Origin of the sequence: Paraburkholderia sediminicola, from assembly GCF_046027825.1 — a bacterium.
GTDB classification, from domain to species: Bacteria; Pseudomonadota; Gammaproteobacteria; order Burkholderiales; family Burkholderiaceae; genus Paraburkholderia; species Paraburkholderia sediminicola_D.
The window spans coordinates 221,064-242,995 of record NZ_JAQQDU010000002.1; the positions used below are offsets into that span (position 1 = coordinate 221,064).

The 21,932-nt window shown below is 60.0% G+C and carries 18 protein-coding genes and 1 pseudogene; 5 read left to right on the top strand and 14 right to left on the bottom strand.

Annotated elements, in window-relative coordinates:
• Window positions 1-8 precede the first annotated feature (8 nt).
• From PQQ96_RS02170 to PQQ96_RS02180, 3 genes are read right to left on the bottom strand one after another with little or no spacing between them, the layout of a single operon-like run.
• Window positions 9-1,121, bottom strand: coding sequence for a polyamine ABC transporter substrate-binding protein (locus tag PQQ96_RS02170; protein WP_408288110.1), 1,113 nt, complete (start codon window positions 1,119-1,121; stop codon window positions 9-11).
• 10 nt (window positions 1,122-1,131) lie between these two features.
• A complete protein-coding gene (gene aguB / locus PQQ96_RS02175; RefSeq protein ID WP_408288113.1) occupies window positions 1,132-2,046 on the bottom strand; it encodes an N-carbamoylputrescine amidase in 915 nt (304 codons plus the stop codon).
• 32 nt (window positions 2,047-2,078) lie between these two features.
• Window positions 2,079-3,131 (bottom strand): agmatine deiminase family protein, encoded by a 1,053-nt coding sequence (locus PQQ96_RS02180; protein WP_408288116.1) that lies wholly within the window; start codon window positions 3,129-3,131, stop codon window positions 2,079-2,081.
• Window positions 3,132-3,233: 102 nt separating this feature from the next.
• Here PQQ96_RS02180 and PQQ96_RS02185 point away from each other — a divergent pair, with 102 nt between their 5' ends.
• Window positions 3,234-4,142: a LysR family transcriptional regulator gene (locus tag PQQ96_RS02185; protein ID WP_408288119.1), complete on the top strand. Its 909-nt coding sequence runs from the start codon at window positions 3,234-3,236 to the stop codon at window positions 4,140-4,142.
• A 171-nt stretch (window positions 4,143-4,313) separates the two neighbouring features.
• Here PQQ96_RS02185 and PQQ96_RS02190 read toward each other — a convergent pair whose 3' ends face one another.
• The gene (locus PQQ96_RS02190) at window positions 4,314-5,435 is read right to left on the bottom strand and encodes a polyamine ABC transporter substrate-binding protein (RefSeq protein WP_408288121.1); all 1,122 of its coding nucleotides are present in this window, start codon (window positions 5,433-5,435) and stop codon (window positions 4,314-4,316) included.
• A gap of 456 nt (window positions 5,436-5,891) precedes the next feature.
• Between PQQ96_RS02190 and PQQ96_RS02195 the strand changes: the two genes are divergently transcribed.
• Window positions 5,892-6,557: a glutathione S-transferase family protein gene (locus tag PQQ96_RS02195; RefSeq protein ID WP_408288124.1), complete on the top strand. Its 666-nt coding sequence runs from the start codon at window positions 5,892-5,894 to the stop codon at window positions 6,555-6,557.
• Between the two features lie 225 nt (window positions 6,558-6,782).
• Here PQQ96_RS02195 and PQQ96_RS02200 read toward each other — a convergent pair whose 3' ends face one another.
• The 4 genes from PQQ96_RS02200 to PQQ96_RS02215 all read right to left on the bottom strand — a co-directional run bounded on the left by PQQ96_RS02200 (window position 6,783) and on the right by PQQ96_RS02215 (window position 10,907).
• Window positions 6,783-7,754 (bottom strand): Dyp-type peroxidase, encoded by a 972-nt coding sequence (locus tag PQQ96_RS02200; protein WP_408288126.1) that lies wholly within the window; start codon window positions 7,752-7,754, stop codon window positions 6,783-6,785.
• Between the two features lie 85 nt (window positions 7,755-7,839).
• Window positions 7,840-9,579, bottom strand: a complete 1,740-nt coding sequence (locus tag PQQ96_RS02205) for a tetratricopeptide repeat protein (protein ID WP_408288129.1) — start codon at window positions 9,577-9,579, stop codon at window positions 7,840-7,842.
• Window positions 9,580-9,613: 34 nt separating this feature from the next.
• Entirely contained in the window at window positions 9,614-10,339 is a 726-nt protein-coding gene (locus PQQ96_RS02210; protein WP_408288131.1) for a BON domain-containing protein, read from the bottom strand.
• An 82-nt stretch (window positions 10,340-10,421) separates the two neighbouring features.
• Complete coding sequence (locus tag PQQ96_RS02215) at window positions 10,422-10,907, bottom strand: aminoacyl-tRNA deacylase (protein WP_408288134.1); 486 nt, start codon at window positions 10,905-10,907, stop codon at window positions 10,422-10,424.
• A gap of 358 nt (window positions 10,908-11,265) precedes the next feature.
• Between PQQ96_RS02215 and PQQ96_RS02220 the strand changes: the two genes are divergently transcribed.
• The 3 genes from PQQ96_RS02220 to PQQ96_RS02230 all read left to right on the top strand — a co-directional run bounded on the left by PQQ96_RS02220 (window position 11,266) and on the right by PQQ96_RS02230 (window position 14,584).
• Entirely contained in the window at window positions 11,266-12,186 is a 921-nt protein-coding gene (locus tag PQQ96_RS02220) for a LysR substrate-binding domain-containing protein (RefSeq protein ID WP_408288136.1), read from the top strand.
• A gap of 89 nt (window positions 12,187-12,275) precedes the next feature.
• Entirely contained in the window at window positions 12,276-13,382 is a 1,107-nt protein-coding gene (gene aguA / locus PQQ96_RS02225; RefSeq protein WP_408288138.1) for an agmatine deiminase, read from the top strand.
• Between the two features lie 107 nt (window positions 13,383-13,489).
• Complete coding sequence (locus PQQ96_RS02230; protein ID WP_408288141.1) at window positions 13,490-14,584, top strand: polyamine ABC transporter substrate-binding protein; 1,095 nt, start codon at window positions 13,490-13,492, stop codon at window positions 14,582-14,584.
• Window positions 14,585-14,709: 125 nt separating this feature from the next.
• Here PQQ96_RS02230 and PQQ96_RS02235 read toward each other — a convergent pair whose 3' ends face one another.
• From PQQ96_RS02235 to PQQ96_RS02260, 6 genes and pseudogenes are all read right to left on the bottom strand, one after another.
• Window positions 14,710-15,576, bottom strand: coding sequence for a LysR substrate-binding domain-containing protein (locus PQQ96_RS02235; RefSeq protein WP_408288143.1), 867 nt, complete (start codon window positions 15,574-15,576; stop codon window positions 14,710-14,712).
• A gap of 317 nt (window positions 15,577-15,893) precedes the next feature.
• Window positions 15,894-17,018 carry an ABC transporter substrate-binding protein gene (locus tag PQQ96_RS02240; protein ID WP_408288146.1) on the bottom strand — a complete coding sequence of 375 codons (1,125 nt, stop codon included), beginning with the start codon at window positions 17,016-17,018 and terminating at the stop codon, window positions 15,894-15,896.
• A gap of 148 nt (window positions 17,019-17,166) precedes the next feature.
• A pseudogene (locus PQQ96_RS02245) lies at window positions 17,167-18,219 on the bottom strand (porin); the annotation flags it as partial.
• 232 nt (window positions 18,220-18,451) lie between these two features.
• Window positions 18,452-19,519 (bottom strand): ABC transporter ATP-binding protein, encoded by a 1,068-nt coding sequence (locus PQQ96_RS02250; RefSeq protein ID WP_408288151.1) that lies wholly within the window; start codon window positions 19,517-19,519, stop codon window positions 18,452-18,454.
• A 19-nt stretch (window positions 19,520-19,538) separates the two neighbouring features.
• Complete coding sequence (locus tag PQQ96_RS02255) at window positions 19,539-20,342, bottom strand: ABC transporter permease (protein ID WP_408288154.1); 804 nt, start codon at window positions 20,340-20,342, stop codon at window positions 19,539-19,541.
• Window positions 20,339-21,175 carry an ABC transporter permease gene (locus PQQ96_RS02260; RefSeq protein ID WP_408288173.1) on the bottom strand — a complete coding sequence of 279 codons (837 nt, stop codon included), beginning with the start codon at window positions 21,173-21,175 and terminating at the stop codon, window positions 20,339-20,341. Before PQQ96_RS02260 ends, PQQ96_RS02255 begins: the two co-directional genes overlap by 4 nt.
• Window positions 21,176-21,932 lie beyond the last annotated feature (757 nt).

Genomic DNA, 21,932 nt, shown 5'->3' on the forward strand with positions numbered 1-21,932 from the left:
CCAGCCATTCAGGGCTTGCTCGCCTTGAGGTCGAGCCAGATCCGGCCTTCCAGACGAGCGGTGGCTGGTGCTTCAGCCACCGGCGTAAATAGAGTCCGTTTCTTTTGCTCATTCGGATAGATATTCGGATTATTGACCAGCGCCGGGTCCATCAGCTTCACTGCGGCCAGATTGGCATTAGCGTATCGCGTGGCATTGGATATCTTCGCCACGACGTCCGGCCGCAGGATGTAGTTGATGAACGCATGCGCGTTGTCCGGGTGCTTCGCGGTCTTGGGAATGACCATGCCGTCGAACCACATCAGACTGCCCACGCTCGGGATGTCGTAGACGATGTCACGCTTGCGGTCCAACTCCCGAGCCTTTTGCGAAGCCAGGTTGATCGCGCCGGAGTAGCCCACCATGACGCACAGTTCGCCATCGATCAACTCGTTGGCGTTAGCCGAATCGACGAACAGATGAATATACGGGCGGATTTTCAGCAGCATGGTCTGCGCGACGGCATAGTCTTGCGCGGTCGGGTTCACCGGATCGCGGCCGACATAGCGCAGCGCCAACGGCAGCACCGTGCTCGCGGAATCCTGCAAGCCGATACCGCAGTGCGCGGCGATGCGCGACGCGATCGCCGGATTGAACAGCAGGTCCATGCTGTCAACGGGCATGTCCTTGCCGAGGATAGCTGCGACCTTGGCGCGGTCATATCCCACGCCCACGGTGCCCCACATGTACGGAACGCCGTACTGATTGCCGGGGTCGGACTGCGCCATCAATTTCAGCAGCGCGGGGTCCAGATACTTGAGATTCGGCAGCTTGCTCTTCTCGAGCTTGCGAAATGCCCCAGCCTGGATCTGCTTCGCCATGAAGTCATTGGTCGGCCACACCAGGTCGTATCCGCTGTCGCCCGTCATGAGCTTGGACTGCAGTGTTTCGTCGCTGTCGTAGGCGTCGTAACGGACCTTGATGCCGGTTTCCTTCTGGAACTCGGACAACGTGTCAGGGGCGAAATAATCGCTCCAGTTGTACAGATTCAGTACCTTCTCTTCCTCTGCGTGGGATTGCCCTGCAAGCAGGCACAGACAAAGTCCAAGAGCGGCGAACGCCGGCAGCCGGTGCGTTTTCATAAAATATTCCTTAGCGATAGCAGGACGAAGCGCCATCGCTGGTGAGCAGCGTGCGATACATTTCCGGACGGCGATCGCGGAAAAAACCCCACGACTGCCGGTCTTCCCGAATGGCGTTCAGGTCGAACGTGTGCAGAAGAATGGTTTCGTCCGTGCGATTAGCTTCGGCCAGCTTCGCGCCCGTGTGATCCGCAATGAAACTGGAACCGTAGAACACACCAGCCAGTCCCTGCTGTTGCGGATTGCCGTTACCGAAGCCGACCTCACGGCCAATCCGGTTAGCCGCGACGACCGGTACCATATTGGCTGCCGCGTGGCCCTGCATCGTGCGTTGCCAATGACCTGCAGAGTCGAAGTCGCTGCTGAACGGCTCGGACCCGATGATGGTCGGAAAGCAGAGAATTTCCGCGCCCATCAGCGCGAGGCTGCGTGCCGTCTCGGGATACCACTGATCCCAGCAGATACCGATGCCGATCTTGCCGAAGCGCGTGTCCCACACCTTGAAGCCGGTGTCGCCGGGCGTGAAATAGAACTTTTCCGTATAGCCGGGTCCGTCCGGAATGTGGGTCTTGCGATACACGCCGAGTACTTTTCCATCGGCGTCGGCTACAGCGATCGAATTGTAGGAGGCATTGCCGGCCCGCTCGAAGAAGCCGATCGGCAACACAATGCCCAGTTCGCCGGCCAGTCTGGCGAAGCGGGCAATCCGCGGATTACCGGCAAACGGTTCGGCCAACTCCAGATGCTGCACGTTCTGATCCAGACAGAAGTACGGCATCATGAAAAGCTCGGGGCACAACACGAGGTTGGCGCCTTGCTTTGCGGCCTCACGGATCAATCGTTCCGCCGTGGCCATATTGTCTTCAAAGCTCCAACTGCCGGATGCCATTTGCACCGAGGCTACAGTGATGTTTCGCGACGACATGTGAAGGTTCCTTCGATCGGATCCGGTCTGGATCAGTTAGCGGTAACGTGAGCGGTAACTGCCGGCTGCTGCTGCGTCGAGCAATGAATGCTGCCGCCGCCGATCGACAACGTGGGAATCGGCAGCAACTCCACGCGCCGCTGCGGAAACGCCTGAGCGAAGACCTCGCGCGCGGCCTGGTCCTGTTCCACACCAAACGCGGTCGAAATCACCGCGCCGTTGACCAGAATGTAGTTCGCGTAGCAATCGCAATAGCGCTCGGAGCCATAGCGTTCGCTGACGATCGGCGACGGCAGGTCAAGCAGTTCGAAGCGCCGCCCGGCAGCGTCAGTGGCTAATTCCAGTGCACGGCGATTCTCACGCATCACATGAAAGTAATCGCCCTGCACCGGACTCGCGGTCTGGCACAGCATCTTGCCCGGCGCGATGAAGGACGCAATGCCGTCCACATGCCCATTGGTTTCCACTTCATCGGGATTGCCAGGCAACCAGACAATCTTTTCCACCCCAAGCATGCGCCTGAGCTCGGTCTCGATTTCAGCGCGGTTCATGTGCGGATTGCGGTTCGGATGCAGCAGGCAGCTTTCCGTGGTGACCAGCGTACCCTGCCCGTCCACGTAAAACGCGCCACCCTCCAGCACCATGTGCGAGTTGAAGATCTGCGCCCCGGCCGCACGGGCGATGTCCTGCCCCACCTGCTGGCAACCGTCGTAAGGCTGGTATTTCTCGCCCCAGCAATTAAAGCGGAACGCCGCGGCGCCCAACTGGCCACGCTCGCCCAGCAGGAAAATCGGCCCGCAGTCGCGCAGCCAGTTGTCTTCTGCAGCAACGCCGAGAACTTCGACGCCCTTGCCGATCAACTCGCGCGCGGCATCCGCCTGGCTGTGGTGGGCCGTCACTACGCAACGCTGATAGCGAGCGACCGTCTGCGCGACCAGCGCAAACTCCCGGCAGACCCGCAGATAGTGGTTCCCCCACAGGTCTTCGCGGCCTTCCAGAATCGGCCATCCCAACCAGGTGGTGTCCATCGTTTCCCATTCAGCGGGCATCCGGTAGCCATATTGGCGAGCGTCAAAGCGACTCATCCTGCTCTCTCCTTCGTTAGGTGGTGAGCCATTGTGATACGGGTTACACTTGATGAAAAATGATGTTTATTGTTCAAATTAATCAACTTTTCTCATATCTTCATGCAACGTGTCCCCTCCCTGAAGTTGCTGATGGGCTTCGAAGCGGCCGCGAGACTGGGCAACTTCTCTCGCGCGGCCGACGAACTGCACCTCTCGCAATCGGCGATCAGCCACCAGATCCAGCAGCTTGAGGAGCAACTGGGGCAACCGCTGTTTCGCAGAATTGGCCGTGGCGTCGAATTAACGGTCGCGGGCGAGGTGCTTCAACGAAGCGTGCAGCGCTCGATGGAAACGCTGCGCAGCGGGCTCGGCCGGATCGCCACCTATCTGGACCCCGGGCTGGTGGTGCTGGTGTGTCCTGCGCCGTTGCTGCACGGCTGGCTGCAACCGCGTCTCGATCAATTGCAGCAGGTGCTTCCCGATCTATGCCCGCTGCTCTCCACCGACGAGAGCGCGCGTTATGTCGATGAGATCGACGTCGATATGACGATCGGCGCGCGGCCGATGCAACAGGCCGGCCTATTGGAAATGCCGTTTCTGCAGGACGAATGGGTGACAGTGTGCGCAACGGAACTGGCGGCGAAATTAGACCGCGTGCCACGCGCCAAACATCATTTGCATACGGGGCTCATCTGTCTGGAAGAGAACCTGACCAGCGAGAGCATCGCGCCGATTTTCCGCGGGCAACTGTCGGCCTATCGCATGAGCGCGATCTATGACGATCAGCGTCTGGTGCTGGATGCCGTGTTGCGTGGGCGTGGCATTGCCTGCCTGTCCCGGCTGGCGGCGCAAGGCAGTATCGATCAGGGCGCGTTGACCATCCTGGCCGATTACCCGCGCTTGCCGGGCATGACATGGTGGATATCACGAGTGGCCGGCCTGTCGCGCTCACCCATCGTCGAGCAGATGTTCGAATGGCTGCTGACGCAGGGCAAGGAAGCCGATTCCGGCCGTGTTCCCGAAGCGTAGTTTGTCTTAGTTTGCATCAGGACCACGGCCGGCTCATTCACGCCGGTGGTTCTCTCATCGTGCAGTGGATAGCGCCGCCACCCGACGCAATGCCCGGATCTGGTCGGCCATGGTGGTGGTTTCATGCGACGCAGCGATCGGCAGTCGCTTAAACCACGCCGCTCGACGCCATTAGCGACCGGCCTTCAGTTGCGCCCAAAGGCGGTTTTCCAGCCGGACAATGTCGGCGGGCAAAGGCCTCATCAGGGTCATTTTGCCCAGCACGTCATCGCCCGGATAAACGCTCGGGTCCTGCGATACGACCGGACTGACGAACGGCCGGGCGGCACGGTTCGCGGTCGGATAGAACACCTCGTTGGTAATCGCCGCATTGACCTTCGGGTCTTCGATATAGTTGATCCACTTCATGGCCGCTTCGGGATGCGGCGCGTTCTTCGGGATCACCATCATGTCGAACCACAGCAGGCCACCTTCCCTGACATTCGAGAAGCGGACCTCATAGGAGCGTTTCGCTTCGGCCGCGCGCCGCCGTGCAATGCCCACGTCGCCGGACCAACCGATTGCCACGCAGATATCGTTATTCGCGAGGTCATTGATGTAGCCAGACGAATTGAACTGGGTGATGTAGGGGCGCACCTTCTTCAGCAGATCGAAGGCCGCTTGATAGTCGGCAGGATTCGAACTGTTCGGATCCTTGTGCAGGTACTGCAAGGCGGTCGCGAATGCGTCGGAAGCCTGATCGAGAAACGAGACGCCGCAGCTTTTCAGCTTCGACACGTTAGCCGGATCGAACACCAGCGCCCAACTGTCGACGGGCGCGTTCTCGCCCAGTGCCTTCTTCACTTCCTGCACGTTGTAGCCGATGCCATCGGTGCCGTACGCCCAGGGCACGCCGTATTGCGCGCCCGGATCGGCATCCGCGATCATTTTCATGAGTGCCGGGTCGAGATTCCTGAGGTTGGGAATTTGCGACTTATCAAGCTTCTGAAGCATGCCCGCCTGAATCTGCCTCGCCATGTAGAGCGACGATGGCACGACGACGTCGAAACCTGAACTCCCCGCCAGAAGCTTGGCCTGCAGCGTGTCGTCACTGTCGTAGTTGTCGTATCTCACATGAATACCTGACTCCTTCTCGAAGTTCGGGATCGTGTCCTTCGCGATGTAGTCCGACCAGTTGTAGACGTTGAGTTCGGCATCGTCCGCCCTTGCCGGAGGCGAGCAGGACAGAAGAAGTCCGGTGATCGCAACAAAAGCAACACTCACGACCTCATGACGAAGATGATAAAAGCGCATGGTTGTTTTCCTTGAAGGTAAGAGATGGGTGTGAAGGCAGGTCGGAATGTGAAGCAGCCGACAATTTGCTTAACATTCCTATCTATTTGAATGATCTGAATGGCGACAGGAATGAATGGATAATCGTTCGCTGTGCGCTATCGCGTCCTTCGCTTGGCCGACGGGTGAGCTATTGTGGGTCGAACAATATCTGATGAGAATTGATGTTTTTTGCCTGGTTTGATCAATTTCTCTCATGTCTTCTGCGGCGGGCAGGATGAGACACCAAAGCCGCCCGCTAACCGGGAGCTAGACACCCGTGCGTTCGGGAGGCTACTGCCGTGGCAAAACCACCCAACCTTTGAGAAAAAAGGAGTTCAGGGATGTCGATTTAGCCCCATCTCGAACGTCGAGTAGGTAAGCGCTGGGGTTGCATATCCGGCATCCAGCGAGACATCTAGCAAAGGAGAAGTCACCATGCCCCTTCCACTGCCCCCCGTTATCACCGTCTTTGAACGGTCGCCCGATCGCGGCAGGGGACTGGCGCGTGACATGCGTGTTCGCTGGGCGCTTGAAGAAGTAGGCCAACCTTACGAGGTTCGTCTTGTTTCGTTCGGTGCAATGAAGGAGCCCGCGCATCGAGCGCTTCATCCTTTTGGTCAGATTCCGACCTATGAAGAAGGCGCTCTTGTCCTGTTCGAGTCGGGGGCGATCGTGTTCCATATCGCAGAGCGCCATGCAGGGCTGCTACCTGACGATGCGAATGCCCGGGCACGCGCGATCACATGGATGTTTGCCGCGCTCAACACGGTTGAGCCGCCGATTCTCGATCTCCAGACCACCAGGTTCCTGGAGGGAGACAAGACCTGGTATGAGCAGCGCCTGCCTATCGTCGAGAATCGCATCCGTGCCCGGCTGGGCGAGCTTTCCGATCACCTTGGTAATGCCGACTGGCTCGATGGTGCGTTCAGCGCGGGCGACCTGATCATGGCGGCGGTGCTACTCAGGTTGAAAGCATCGGGTCTGCTGGACGAATATCCGAACCTCTCCGCCTATGTCGCTCGCGGCGAAGCACGGCCCGCCTATAAGCGTGCTTTCGCCGCTCAATTGGCGGTTTTCACTGGCAAGCCAACGACCGGCTGATGAGGGTCAACTCTGGACCTCTTCGGCGACAACTATGTTCAGATCAGTGAAGAAGCAGGAGCATTTGCCGGACTCGGTATGGCGATGAACGGCATTCTGTCCGCATTCGTGTTGCTGATCATCTTTCCTGCGATCATGGTCTGGCTGTTGACCTGACGCATTTTTCTGCGTGCACGGGGCCCCCTGCTCTATTGTCGGTGGTCGTCTATGCACACCGCCGCAAACTCAGTCAGCAAGGTCGCTCAGAAATTTGCGGGCCGGAGCGAAGAACGTCACGCCGGCAACGGCCTTGGAGAAGTCCAGGATCCGGTCGTGAAGCGGTGGAGGGTCGCCGATGAACATCCGTTCCATCATCTTTTCGATCACCCAGAGATGGCGCGAATAACCAATGAAGTAGGTGCCGTACTCGCCACGCCCCGGGACCGCGAACGGCATGTTATCGCGCAGGATGTCGTGCTCGCCTTCGGCGTCCTGGATCGTGCAGAGCGTCTTGTGCGACTTTTGGCCTTCCGTCGCGTCCGGCAACTCGACGTTGTCGAACTTGGTGCGCCCGACAATTGCCTCCTGGGTTTCGACTTTTTGAGCACGCCAGGCTGAGAGGTCATGCAGGTATTTCTGGATCACAACATAGCTGCCGCCGGCGTAGGCGGGATCCTCATCGCCGACAATCGTCGCAGCGGGCAGGTCAAGGCCGTCGGGATTCGCGGTGCCGTCGACAAACTCGAGCAGGTCGCGCCCGTCAAAGTAGCGGAACCCAGCCACGTCGTCGACCGCTGTGACGGAGTCGCCGAAGGCCTCAAGGAGAAGCTTCTCGAACTCGATGATCAGGTCCATCGAGTCGGCACGGATGTGGTAGAGCAGATCACCTGCTGTGGCTACCGCAGTGTGCGTGGCGCCCCGCACCTCCTTGAACCGCGCAAGCTCGCTGGGCGCCGGTTTGCCGGTGAGCAGTCCCCAGATGCGATACGAGATCCCGACGTTGCAGGTGAACAGGCCGCTATGGGCCCGGATCCTGATGTCTTTAACGAGGTCGCCGGTACTGCCCACCACGGAGCGGGCGGTGGCGATCGATGCATCATCATCCTTGACAACCAGCACGAGAAACGCGGCGGCCGCCGACAGCGGAGCGTCGATGGATTGCGGCTCGGTGTCGAGTGCGCGCTGGGCGTTGGAGATCGGCGAAGATTTCGGGCTCACGGATGCCTCCTGTAGCGAGGTGAGCATTACCGACGAACACCCCTGCGAAATTCAATCATGGCCATGAGGCACGGGTCAAGTAAATCTACTGCGCTTCCGTTGTGTCGAGAAGACGGGCGGCTTCGCGCCTCGCCTGCTCGGCCTCACGCGGCCGTTGAGTCTGACTGAAGAGCGTACTCATGTTGCCAAGTGTCCGTGCTTCATCCTGACGGTAGGCCACGGGATTATCTCGCGACAGCGTCCGGTAAAGGTCCAGCGAGTTCCGGTAGGCGTCTTCCGCCTCGCGTGGCCGCCCGGTGTGACTAAACAGGACACCTATATTATTAAGCGTCCGCGCTTCGTCCGCCTGGTAAGTGGTGGGGTTGTCCCGGGCGAGCGCACGATAGATTTGCAACGCCTCCTGATAAGCCTGCTGCGCCTCCTTCGGCCGTTGCGTGGCACGATAGAGCGCGCCAAGATTGGTGAGCGTGCGCGCCACGTCGGGCCGATAGACTGCCGGACTCTCCCGGGCAAGCTGCTGCCGGATCGTGAGCGCTTCCTTGTAAGCATGCTCTGCATCCTGGTGTTGCTGCATCGCGCTATAGAGGTTCCCGAGATTGTTGAGCGTACGCGCAAGTGCCGGACGATAGGCCGCGGGGTTGCCGCGCACAAGCGCCTGCTGGATGTTCAGCGCCTCGCGATACGCCTTCTCGGCATCGCTCGTGCGTTGTGTGGCGTCGTACAGGATGCCGAGGTCATTTAGCGTCGTCGCGATATCAGGCTTGTAGGTCGTGGGGTCGCGATAAGCCAATGCGCGATCGATACCCAGCGCTTCATGGTAAGCAGCCGCGGCCTCCTGCAGGCGCTGTGTATCGCGGTATAGGACGCCGAGGTTGTCAAACGTTTCCGCCACAGCGGGCCCGTAGGCCGCAGGGTTCTGTCGCGCCAGTACCCAATAGATCTCCAGCGCCCGCAGATAGGCGGCCTCCGCCTCCTTGGGCCGCTGCAGCCCAACGTAGAGATCGCCAAGCTTGTCCAGCGTGCGCGCAATCTGGGGTTGGTAAGCGGCGGGCTTCTGCTGCGCAAGCACCTGATAACGCAACAGCAGCGTACGGTCAATCGGTTCCGCGCGTTCAAACTCGCGTTGCTCTTGCAACGTGTCGGCAAACGCCGTCGCAATGTCGGCGTCTTCCGGTTGCAATGCGTAGGCCTTTTCCTGATACGGCAGTGCATTCTGCGGCGAGAAGCGCAGCAATTCGATTTCGCCAGCCTCATAACAACGCGCCGCGAACACCTGCACGGCTCCCTGGTTTTCGGCAAGCAGCCTGGTCAGCAGTGTTGACGCAACATCCAGATCGACGCGCTTTAGCGCTTCGTCTACTTGCAGCTCAAGAGGATCTGAACTCCTTACGATTGACGATCGGCGCAGCAGATCGTCGTAGCGCGTGGCCCATTCTCGCGCTTCGGCAACCGGGTCCGCGTCGGGCCGCGCCCTGATTTGCCCGGCAAGGTGTTCGATTAGCGGTTCGATGCGGGTGAGCGCGATATCGGTCTTGCGCTCAACGCTGCCCGATTGCGCATACACAGCACCCAGCATTACGTTGGCCGCCCTCGCGAGAGAGACTATCTGGGCATTGGGGAGTCCGGCGCCCTTCACCGCGCGGCTCAACTCGGTAGTCATGCGGTTGAGGTCACCAACGGGGAAGCCGCAATCATCCCGTACCTTGAGGCCGTCTTTGACATCCACCTCGGAGAACGCCGGAGAACACGAACTCGCGTCCGCAGGCCGGCATCCGACGAACAGCACGGCCATCACCACGCCCGACAGAATCTTGCGCGCACTCATTTCCCGCGGGCCTGCAGTCAGATCAGGCGCGCACCTAGATGCGATTGACGACGCCTCCGATAGCATCCAGACACCAGGCGTCCTGCTCCGCCTGCCGTTTTTCGGCTTCGGTCGGCACCCAACCTGCTAGCGTGATCTTGCGGTTTTCCACGTTGATGGTGATCTGCTCGGCGCGCACGCGCAGATCGGTTTCGAGCACCAGGTGCAGGACCTCGGAAATCTCATCGTCGCCGTCCGCTTCGGCGGGCACCAGCTCCAGCAAGTTCACCACGTCGCGGCAGCCGCCGACCCACCAGGCCGTCACACTCGCCAGGTGCCTGTGAGACAGGCTGATCACTTGCCCTGTCAGGGTCACCACACCGTCCTCGACCGTCACCTCGATGACACCGCTACCGTTGTTGCCCGCCTCGTCCATGGTGCCGCGCAGCACGTCGAGCTGGCCCTTGACGCGTACGCAGATCACGCAGTTGCGGAAATCCACCGCCTGCGCCAGCCGTTCGCCGATATGTGTACGCAACTCGCCATCCGCGATCGGCGGGTTGGCGGTGACACGTAGCCGGTCGACCAGCGGCTTGCCCTCACTGTGTCGCTGGGTCAACCGAAGCAGGCGTTTCTTGGAAGCGACGTCCGGCACCTCGCCTGCCACGGTCAAGGTACCGTCGTCGAAACTCATATGAATGGGGTGATTGTGGAGCTTCAGGTGTGATTCGCGTTCGAATGCCGCCATCACCTGTTTCAGGACCGTCTCGCTGCGTTGCATGATCTGGCTCGCACAAAGGTTGGGTGACGCAGCGCGCTTTATGACGCGCTGCGCAAACCAGGCCGCACCAGGCGGGCACCGCTCACATTGGCAGACCCTGCATGCGACGGGCGAAGCGTGCCCGCTCGGCTCGGTCCATCAGATCCAGGAATTGATCCGTACCCATGTGAATCAGCTCTTCATGATCGCCGGCCTCGAAATAGACATCCGGCTGCAGGGCGAGACTCTCGTCAAGATAGGTTTGCATGCCATAGGCCGTACATACCGGTGGAAGCGCGCCCGCCTCGCAATCCTTGAACAACTCGCGCAGATCGGTCTCTTTGGCTAGCAGGAGATGGCGTCCGGTCTTCGCCCAAAGCTCGGAGAGCCGCACGGCGTAGGTCGATGGCAGCACAGCCGCCACGTAGCCGTGTTCGTCCTCAAACAGCACGGTCTTGGCGAGGCGATCGCCCGGAATATGCGCTGCCGCCGCGGTTTCGACGCTGGAATGACTGTACGGATGATGCACAACTTCGTACTGCGAGCCCTTGCTGCGCAGGCAGTCCTGGAGCGTGGCTGACATTGACATGACGCACCTCCGCTGGAAGGAAGGAAACGGGGGACTACTTCACAAGCTTCTTTAAGAATAGTTCGCTTTCGCTCGCGTGTGAAAAACATGCCGACGGCAGCGCCGTGACCAGGCAGGCGCGACAACGAATGGGACCATCACCCCGCGCCAATACTGACCCCAGATCTCGACCAGCACGACGAAGCCGCCAATGCCGGGTCACCAGTAACGATCGTCTTACAATACGACGGCAATCGCCGAACCCGAACCGTCGCGGACAGTCCTCTACAACGCGTGAGTCAGTCACTGTGCGACCGACCTCCGGTCGTAGCAAACCGCAATCCATCGCTGCCGTAACGAATTCATCCAATACACATCTATGCGGAAACTGCCTTCACTCAGCGCGCTTAGGGCCTTTGAAGCTGCGGCGCGACATCGTCATTTCGGCAGAGCCGCCGACGAGCTGTGTGTGACGCATAGCGCCATCAGCCATCAGGTGCGCTCGCTGGAAGCCGTGCTTAAAGTCACGCTTTTTGAAAAGCAAGGGCGGCAGGTTCAGTTGACCGACGCCGGCCTGCGGTTACTGCATTCGGTACAGCAGGCACTCGACATGATGGCCGAAGCGTGCAGCGACGCCGCGCACCCGGGCATGCGCGGGTCACTAAAAATCTCTGCACCGGCCGAGCTCGCGCATCGCTTTTTCCCCCGTGTAATCGGCGAATTCTCCCAGCGCTACCCAGGCCTCACCATCCATCTCCTGGTACACGACAGCGATTCGAACGAAATCAACCCCGCTGCGGACATCACGATCCTGTATTCGATGGGCGACACCGATTGGACCCGCTACTGGGCGGTGCCGTTTCACGCCATTGAATTTTTCCCGGTATGTCATCCGAGTCTGCTGGAGGGCGAGGACAGCTTGCAAAGCCCGGCAGATCTTGCGCGCTTCTGTCTGCTGCACGATGACCAGGACGGAAAAACCTGGGCAACGTGGCTTGGCACCCATGCCGCCTCGCTGCCCGCTCCGGCGCGTAATCTGCACTTCGCCCATTCCGGCATCGCCATCGAGGCGGCGCTGCAAAAGGTCGGCGTTTGCCTGGCGGATACGCTGACCGCAGGCGACGAGCTGAAAAGCGGCCGCCTGATTCGCCCATTCGCCGTCTCGGTTCCTTCACCCGGCAACTACTACCTGGTTGCCGAGCGGCGCAAACGGACCGAGGCCCGGCTCGCGGCGTTCATGGAGTTCGCCGGCCTTGCGCAGTATTTATGTGAAATCAATTCACCGATTCCAGAGAATTGATCATTAGTTCGCAAAAAAAACTCAGCCTACGATGGTGCCATTGATGCCGGCCTCCTGCCGGCACGCCTCCCAACCCAAGGAGCGGCTACATGGCACGTACTCTCACCACGCTTCCCCGCAACGACGGCTTTCGCTGCCCCGGCGAATTCGAACCGAAGGCCGGCTGCTGGCTCGGCTGGCCTGAACGGCCCGACGTCTGGCGCAACGGCGGCAAGCTGGCGCAGAAGGTATGGGTGGATATCGCAAGCGCGATTGCCGAGAGTGACCCGGTCACCGTCTGTGCGTCGTCGCGCCAATACGCGAACGCCCGGGCCATGTTGCCGCCGCATATCCGTGTGCTCGAAATGACGGTGAACGACTCGTGGTTCCGCGACAGCGGCCCGGCCTGGTTGCTCAATGATCATGGCGAGGTCCGCGGCGTCGATTTCCCGTTCAATGCTTATGGCGGATTGAACGGCGGCCTCTACTTTCCGTGGGACCTGGACGACCAGATCGCCGGGAAAATTCTGGAAGCTGAGCGCGCCGCGCGCTACCGTGCGCCGATCATCGCCGAAATGGGCGGGATCCAATGCGACGGCGAAGGTACGGTGCTCACGACCGAGCAGTGTCTGCTCAATGTCAATCGCAATGCCCATCTGGGCAAGGAAGCGGTGACCCAGCACCTCCTCGATTACCTGGGGGCGCGCAAGGTCATCTGGTTGCCGCGCGGGTGCAAATTCGACGAGACCGACGGCCATATCGACGATCTGGCCTGCTTTGTTCGTCCGGGCGAAGTGGTGATGCAGTGGACAGACGATTCCAGCGATCCTCAATACGAGATTTACCAGGAAGCCTACGCCATCCTGAGCAGCACCACCGATGCAAAGGGGCGTCCGCTAAAAATCCACAAGATGCTGGCACCGGACGTACTCGTCTGGACTGCAGAAGAAGCCGCCGGTCTCGATCATGGCGACGCGGCGATTGCGCGGGTGGCGGGCACCCGGATCTGCGCGTCGTATATCAACTACTACGTCGGCAATAGCGTCGTCGTGGTGCCTGAGTTCGGCGACGTGAACGATCAGCCCGCACAGCAATTGCTGGCCGAACTATTCCCACACCATCGGATCATCGGTATTCCCAATACACGTGAAATTCTGCTGGGCGGTGGAAACATCGCCTGCATCACGTCGCCGCAGTACGCCGCGCAAACGCGTTGAGCGAGGCGTATGCCGAACGGCGGGTGCGCAACGCTGCGGCACGCGGCACGAGTGTAATCGACGGACTGAAGGATTCACCGATCAAGCCACGTCATTGGGAGAGAGCCATGAACAATACGCTACACAGAGCTATCGTTTGCTGCCTGCTCGGCACCAGCAGCATCGCCATGGGTGCAGGTCCGGTCCTCAGCGTTTACAACTGGTCCGATTACATCGGCGATAAAACAGTCGAACAGTTCGAGGCGGCAACGGGCATCAAGGTGAAATACGACGTCTACGATAGCAACGATACCTTGCAAACCAAACTGCTTGCCGGTGGCACCGGTTACGACATCGTCGTGCCGTCCGCGAATTTCCTGTCAAAACAGATCGACGCCGGCATCTATCAGAAACTCGACAAGTCCAAGTTGCCTAACCTCGCCAATCTGGACAAGTCAATCATGGCGATGGTGCAAAGCGCCGACCCGGGCACCCAGTACGCCATTCCGTGGGCCTGGGTGACGATCGGTCTTGGTATGAACGTCGACACGGTGAAGGCTGCGCTCGGCAACGACGCCGAACTCGACAGTTGGAGCCTGCTGTTCGACCCCAAGAATCTGGCCAAGCTGAAGCAATGCGGCGTCTCGGTGCTCGATGAGCCCACCGACGTGCTGCCCGAGGTACTGCACTATCTGCACAAGGACCCAGGCAGCACGAATCCCGCGGACTACCAGGCCGCGTTCGAGGTGCTCAAACAGATTCGCCCATATATCACCCAATTCAACTCGTCCGGCTACATCAACGACCTGGCCAACAATGACGTCTGCCTTGCGTTGGGCTATTCCGGTGACGTGAACATCGCAAAGCATCGCGCGCTTGAAGCACACAAAAGTTACGCGATCACCTATGTCATTCCTAAAAGCGGGGCACCCGTCGGCTTCGACATGATGGCCATACCCAAGGATGCGTCCAATCCAGACGCCGCCCTCGCGTGGATCAATTTCATCGAGAAACCGGAGATCAACGCCGAGATTACCAACAAGGTTTTCTATCCGACCGCAAATCTGGCGGCGCGAAAATATGTCAAGGCAGAGCTTGCAAACGACCCGACAATCTACCCACCCGAATCGGTGATGAAGACCTTGTTCCCGCTCAAGCCGTTGCCCGTGGAGATCCTCCGTCTGGAACACCGTCTCTGGGCCAAGCTGAAGTCGGGTATCTAGGCGGGTTCTCTTCTTTGGAACCGTGGCCCTCCGCTCCTCAAGTGGTCGTGTCGAAACGCCATGCCGGCACATTGATGCCGATCGGCTCCGGAGGGTGCCCCGCCAAACTATCTGCGGGCGCCAACTTATGCTTCCGTCAGGCAGCTAATCAACGTCTGACGTTCTGGATAGTCGGGTTCCGCGGCCTGCCACGTGACCCAATAACTGCTCTCCATCTGCAGCACGTTCTCCGTCAAGCGCGTGAGCCGTCCTGTTTCGACCGAGCCGCGGCAGAGCGGCAGCGAGCCGAGCAGGATGCCCGCGCCAGCCTCGGCGGCCCGCAACGCGAACGCAAAGGTATCGAAGCGCAGCGACGGCACCGGCGGCAGCGGGGTCCCGTTCACCGCGCACCAGTCACGCCAGCCCAGCCTCGGCCCCGATGTCGCGATAAATGGCAGGCGCTCCCAGCCCTCCGTTTCAGTGGCTAGCAATGCCGGTGCTGCAAGCGGAGCGAGCTCCTCCTGGAACAACCGCTTCGAGGCCCGGTCGGGCCAACGGCCATCGCCAAACCGGATCTCATAGTCGGCGTCCGCCAGCGCATAGTCGGGAAGCCGTTGCACCGTTTCGAACGTGAGTTGGACGTTCGGAAGCGCAGCAGCAATGCGGGCAAGCCGCGGAGCGATCCATAGTTCGATGATCGATGCGGACGCGGCTATCGTGATCTTCCGGCGCGGCGACTCGAACAGGTTCGCCGTGCTGCTCGACAACTGGGCCAGCGCGGCCTGAATGTGCGGTAACCACGCCTCCCCCTGCATGGACAACGACACGCCACGGGCTTGCCGGTCGAACAATGGCGCGCCGAGCCGCGTTTCCAGGTTACGGATGCGCTGACTCACGGCGGCCTGCGTCAAGCCCAGCTCGTTCGCGGCGGCAGTAAAGCTGCCGAGCCGTCCGGCCGCTTCGAAAACGCGGACCCACTCGAGGGGCGGCAGACTGATAGCAGGCTTGTTCATCCGAATTCAAATCTCATGACACAGAAAGCGGCGCAGTTTCCGCACCTTGTTTACGGTTGCCAATCCCGGACACCGGGTGCCGGGCCCCGACATGCGTGTGCGACCCCGTCGCTGGCTGCAAGATAGCATTCACGATGAACCTGCGGGAAGTTAGTCGTCGAAATCCGCGCAATCAGGCTGTGTGGTGACCGGCACGTGCACGCCACATGTTCCGCCATGCGTCGGCACGAGAGCCGCTTCATGGACGTAAAAAGCCCATAGGCCAGTCACGAAAGGCGCTGGCGCGCCCGTCGTGACTGCCGCGACCTTCGTCAGACTTACTTGACGTTCGCGCCCACCACCCGATCCCATTGCTTGGTGATGACGGCGTTGAACGTATCCTGCTGCTCGACGGTCGGGAATACCGCCTTTTCATAAGCAGCAGCCGGCGGCAGCTTGGCCAGAAGATCGGCCGGCACCTTATGATTGGCCATCAGATCGTTGAAGCGGATCGGATGGCAGTAGCCCTTCAACCAGGTCAGTTGGCCCTGGTCGGAATACAGGTATTCCATCCACAGCTTCGCCGCATTCGGATGCGGCGCATAAGCGCTAATCGCCTGGGCGTACACGCCCGCCACCACACCGCTCTTCGGCACGACGACCTGCACCTTGGGGTTACCCCTCAGCGAGTCGCGATCGCCAAGCGCGTTATAGTCCCAGCGGACCACGATCGGCGTCGTGCCCTGCGCCAGCGTCGCCTCCTTGCCGATCACCGGAACGAAATTGCCACTCTTGTTGAGCTTCGCGAAGTACTGCAGGCCCGCATCGCCTGCCTTGGAGATATCTCCATGCGCGCTCGACAGGCCTGCGGCAAACACACCCAGGATGGCCTGGTTCGAAACACGCGCGTCACCCGCCAGCGACACCGCATTCGCGTAGTCCGACTGCTGCAGGTCGGCCCAGTCGGTCGGCGCCTTGCTAACCAGATCAGCGTTCACTTCGAAGGACAGCACGCCGTAATAGTCACCGTACCAGTAACCTTCCGCGTCCTTGGTCTGAGCCGGAATGGTGTTCCAGGTGGAGACCTTGTACGGTGCGAGCAGCCCTTCAGCTTTGGCCTTCGGCGCGAAGGACAAACCCACGTCGATCACATCCGGTGCTTGCGGGCCGTTATTACCCTTGTTCGCCCGGATCGCCTCAACCTCGTCGCCAGACCCCGCGTCCGGGTTCAGGTCGCTAATCGCAATTCCGTACTTTGCCTTGAAGCCGTCAATCATCTCCGCGTAATTGCACCAGTCGCGGGGGAGTGCCATCAACGTCAGATGCCCCTCTGCCTTCGCCGCGGCAACCAGTTGCGCCGACGGCTCGGCCGAAGCGCTCGTCGCGCCAACCAGATTCGCCGCGCCCAGCACGGAGAGGCTTGTGATTCCCAGGCTCAGGCGATTCTTCCAATTGCTGTTCATACTGTTTCCCCACCTAAAAGAAAGTACGTTTCCGATTGCATCCAGCCCAATCGATTCATCGCGTGGTTTAGAAGGAATGCCGCATGCCGATACGCACGTCGGACTGCGTGCTTGTGGTGGACGGCGTGAAGCTATAACCGATCACTGCATTCACGCCGCTTGACGCCTTCAGGTAGTCGCCCGAGACATAGACATCCGTGCGCTTCGACAGCAGGTAATGCAAGCCGAGCGTGCCCTGATTCCAGTGGTGCCCTTCGAAGTTCGTGTACTGGTAGCCGCCGATCGCGCTGAACGCCGGCGTGACCTGCCAGATCGCACCGCCCTCGCCTACCTGCATATGCGACGAGTTGCCATAGGCCTTGATCGTCGTGTACGTATAGTTGCCGTTCAGCGTGACATTGCCGATCGCGTAGCTGGCACCCACACCAAACGTTCCCTGTTTGTCGACCGCGAACGAGGTGTTCGAGTACAGGTCGGCAATCGCGCCGGTGCCCGGGTTGACGCTAATGGTCGGGCGGCCGAGGAAAGTGCTCGTCCCGATCATCGCGTACGGATCGAATGCATAGATGCCGGACGGATTGTTCAATTGCGTGTAGGCTGCGCCCATCGTGAACGGACCGTTCGCGTAGTGCGCGCCGAGGCTATAGGCACTGTTCTGATGGAAATCGCCGGCGACGCCGCCAAACGAGTACATGCCACCGAACTTGAAGCCTGAAAATTCTTGCGAAATAAACTTCACCGAATTGGGCAGCCGGTCGCCGTTCATGCGGTCAAAGTCGCCCTGGTGAATGGCGTAGCCACTGCCCCATGCCGAAATGTTGTAGCCCGACACCATTTCATTGGTCATGTCGAGCTGATTGCCGAACGACAACGTTCCCCATTGGTTTTTCAGACCGACATACGCCTGCCGTCCGAACTCCGCGCCGCCGAACGCAAGCTTGCCGGTACCCAGGTGAAAGCCGATCTCAAGCGCGAAGACCGTCGAAAGCCCTCCGCCCAGGTCCTCCGTGCCCTTGATACCCCAACGGTTGCCGTAGGCCACGCCATCGTCGAACTTCACGACGTGCGAGCCGCCCGTGTTGTTCACATACGTGATGCCCGCATCGATGATCCCGTATAGCGTGACGCTGCTTTGTGCATTCGCTGATGCCGAAACAAATCCTGCCGAAATCAGTACTCCGAATATTACGTTTCGCTTCAATTTATCACCTCTTCTTCTTCGTTGACCTGTTCTTATGATTGCTTGCCCGCTGCCACCGCACGTGTGGCGTTCAAAGCGCTAGTGGCGCAGTCCGACCGATGCTTTTAAGTGTGTCGTATGCTTCAGGCTCCTCTTCCTGACACCGTCACGGGAGACCGCCGTGCGCTGTGGTTAGTCATTCGCCGTATCGCGAATCTCTCGCATACGGCAGCGTCGCCCCATTGCTGTGCGCTTAGCACGCTTCTTCCAGGACCAGCAGGTTCTCATGCGAGAACCCCAGAGCCACCGGCTGACCACGCTCGGGCAAGCGGCGATTCGGGTCATTGAATACGTCTAGCGAGATCACCGCCTCCTTGACCCGCGTCCTGATCCGCACCACGGCGCCAAGGAAATTCACTTCCTCGACGGTCGCAGCCAGTGTGTTGCGTCCCGTCCCAGGCTGCTCCAGCACGATCGCCTCCGGCCGCAACGCGAGCAGCCGCTTCTTGCCCGCATCGCCCGGCGCGAGTTGCTGCGAGGTCACCAGCTCCTGACCATCGACGGCCATCTTGCCGCTTGCCGGATCCACCACATGGCCGGACAGGATATTGAGCGTGCCGACGAACGACGCCACGAAGCGCGTACGCGGGTAGTTATAGATTTCCGACGAGGTGCCGACCTGCTCGACGCGCCCCTCGTTCATCACGACGACGCGGTCCGAGATCGACAGCGCCTCTTCCTGATCGTGCGTGACGAAGATCGACGTGATGCCCAGTTCGCGCTGCAGCGCGCGAATGTCCTGGCGCAGCGAGATGCGGATCTTCGCGTCGAGCGCCGACAGCGGTTCGTCGAGCAGCAAAACCTGCGGCTTGCCGGCAAGCGCACGCGCGAGTGCCACACGCTGCTGCTGGCCGCCGGAGAGTTGCCATGGGTAGCGCTCGCCGACGTGCGACAGCTTGATCAACTCCAGCATCTCGTCGACCCGCTTGCGGATCTCCTCCTGCGGTTGGCGTGCCACGCGCAGGCCGAAACCGATGTTGTCCGCCACTGTCATGTTCGGAAACAGCGCGTACGACTGGAACACCATGCCGACCTTGCGCTGACGCGTGCGCAGATGCGTGACGTCGCGCCCGTCGAGGCGGATCACGCCACGCGTGGGGCTTTCAAAGCCCGCGATCATCCGCAGCACCGTCGTCTTGCCGCAACCCGACGGTCCGAGAAAGGTGATGAACTCGCCGCGCTCGATCTTCATATCGAACTGGTGCAGCGCCGTGTTCGCCCCGAAGGACTTGTGCAGATTTTCAATCTCAAGGAATGCCATGATTCGGAGCCTCAATTCGTCAGGGTTTCTGTCCGGTCAGCGCGCGAGCCGAACTGCGCGCCGAGCCAAATACCTGGATCAGCCCCATCGAGGCCCAGGTGCTGACGAACGCGATAATCGCGAGCGCCGACGGTTCATAGGCGCGATTCGCGCCGATCCGTTGCAGATACGGCCCGAACGCCGGCCGGTCGAGCAGGCTCGCCAGCGTAAACTCGCCGATCACCACAGCAAACGTCAGGAACGCGCCGGACAGCATGCCCGAGCGGATATTCGGAAAGATCACCTTGAACAGGATGGCCGGCCAGCTTGCGCCGAGGCATTCCGCGGCCTCGGTCAGGGCGCGCACGTCCACGGCAGCCAGCCCCGTATCGACCGCGCGGTACATGAACGGCAACGACAGCGTCACGTAGCCGAACACCAGCAGAACATCGGTGGCGCGCTCGTTGCCGGTGAGCGGCAGGAACGAGCTGCTGTTGTAGAGGCGCAGGTAGCCAAACACGATCACGATCGCCGGAATCACCAGCGGCAACAGCGTGATGAATTCCACCACCGGCCGCAGCTTCGGCAAACGCAGCCGGACCCAATAGGCAGTCGGCACCACCAGCATCATGCCGACCACGATCGTCAGGACTGCCATCAGCATCGAGTAGCCGAAAGAAGCCTGGAAATGCGGGTCGCCGAGCACGACCCGATAGGCGTCGAAGCTATACGAATCGCGCCGCATGCGCAGGCTGAATTCGAACGTGGCGGCGAGCGGAATCAGGAAATACAGCGAGCCCAAGACCATCGCGGTCCATGCGCCCATGCGTGATTGGCTTTTCATCGACGCCCCCGCTCAGCACGTGCGCGCAACCAGATGTAGCCGCCGTTCGAGAGCCCTGTCACAAGGATCATCCCGAGCGCCAGTGCATAGCCGAGGTTCTGGTTATGCAGCACGTCGCCACGAATCTGCGCGTACAGCAGGATGGTCACGATGTTCAGCGAGCTGCCCGTCAGCGCATAGGCGGTCGCCACGGCGCCGAACGAATTCGCAAACAGTAGCAAGGCGGCACCCAGCACGCTCGGCCACAGCACCGGCAGCGCCACGTAGCGCCAATACTGCGAGGAGGTGCCGCCAAGGCAGTCGCAGGCCTCGCGCCATTCGCGCTTCAAACCGTCGAGCGCGGGCGTGACAATCAGGACCATCAGCGGGATCTGGAAGTACAGATACGTCAGCGTGAGCCCCGAGAAGCTCAGGATGCTGAAGCCCGTCGAGTAGAGATTGATGCCGGCATACTTCTTTAGCAGCACCGTGACGAGGCCGACGCGCCCCAGTGTGCAGATGAACGCGAAGGCGAGCGGCACACCGGCGAAGTTCGACGCGACGCCGGAGAACGTCATCAACGTCGGACGGATCCACACCGGCAGCCTGCCCTGCACGCCCGCCCAGGCGAGCAGCGAACCGATCACGGCGCCGCCGATGGACGAGGCCGCGCTCACCTTGAAGCTGATCCAGTACGCGTCGAGCACGACCGGCTGAAACAGGTCGCGGAAGTTCGCCAATGTGAAGTGGCCTTGGGGGTCCTGAAACGCGCCCACCATCAGAAAGCCGGTCGGCAGGATCAGGAACAGCAAGGCAAACATGAAGAACGGCAGCACCGCAATCCAGTTACCCATGCCGCGTGCGAGTCCCCGGACCGGCGCGCGATACCGCTGCACCCCGCCCAGGAAACCGCCGTCCAACTGCGTTGACTTCATATTAAGGGAACCGGTCATCGCCCATTCTGATATCGACCGCTTGATTGACCGCACTGCCTTTCAATCGCCCAGAGGGCGGCAGCGGGGTCAAACGAAGCATTGGAATCGGCTTTAAATTAACAAGCGAACAGAATCACTGCCTGCACCGATTGATGCGGCAGAGACACTTCAATTATTTAAAGTGCAATCTTTAACAACAATATTCAGACGAATACCGCAAACCCGAGCGTAATACGCTGCGTAAAAGCAACCGGCAGTGCAATGCCCTGCCGTCGAACGCGACATGGCTATCAATGCTGCTTCTCTACCGCGCATATCGCACGGTCCGGCGCCTGGCCTTCAAGATGAACGGGGCACCTGCGCAGTTCCAGACTACGTTTAACACACGCTTAGCCAAAGAAAAATACTGCCAATGCAATTTTTTCGGCTGGCGGCGATTCAACCTGATTTGAACGAATATTATCCATCCGTCATTTCAGTTTAATGACATTAATCAAATTCCCGCGTAATCATGGAATTGATAAAATCAAAGTAATAAGCACAGAAGCCACCTCTCTTTTCAGAAAATCCGAAAAGCAGAGGCGGCAAATATAAACACGCCAAACCAATCCGCTTAAATTTATTAAATCAGCGGATTTCGATAAGACGTTAAATCAGCAATTGAAATACCGGTTCA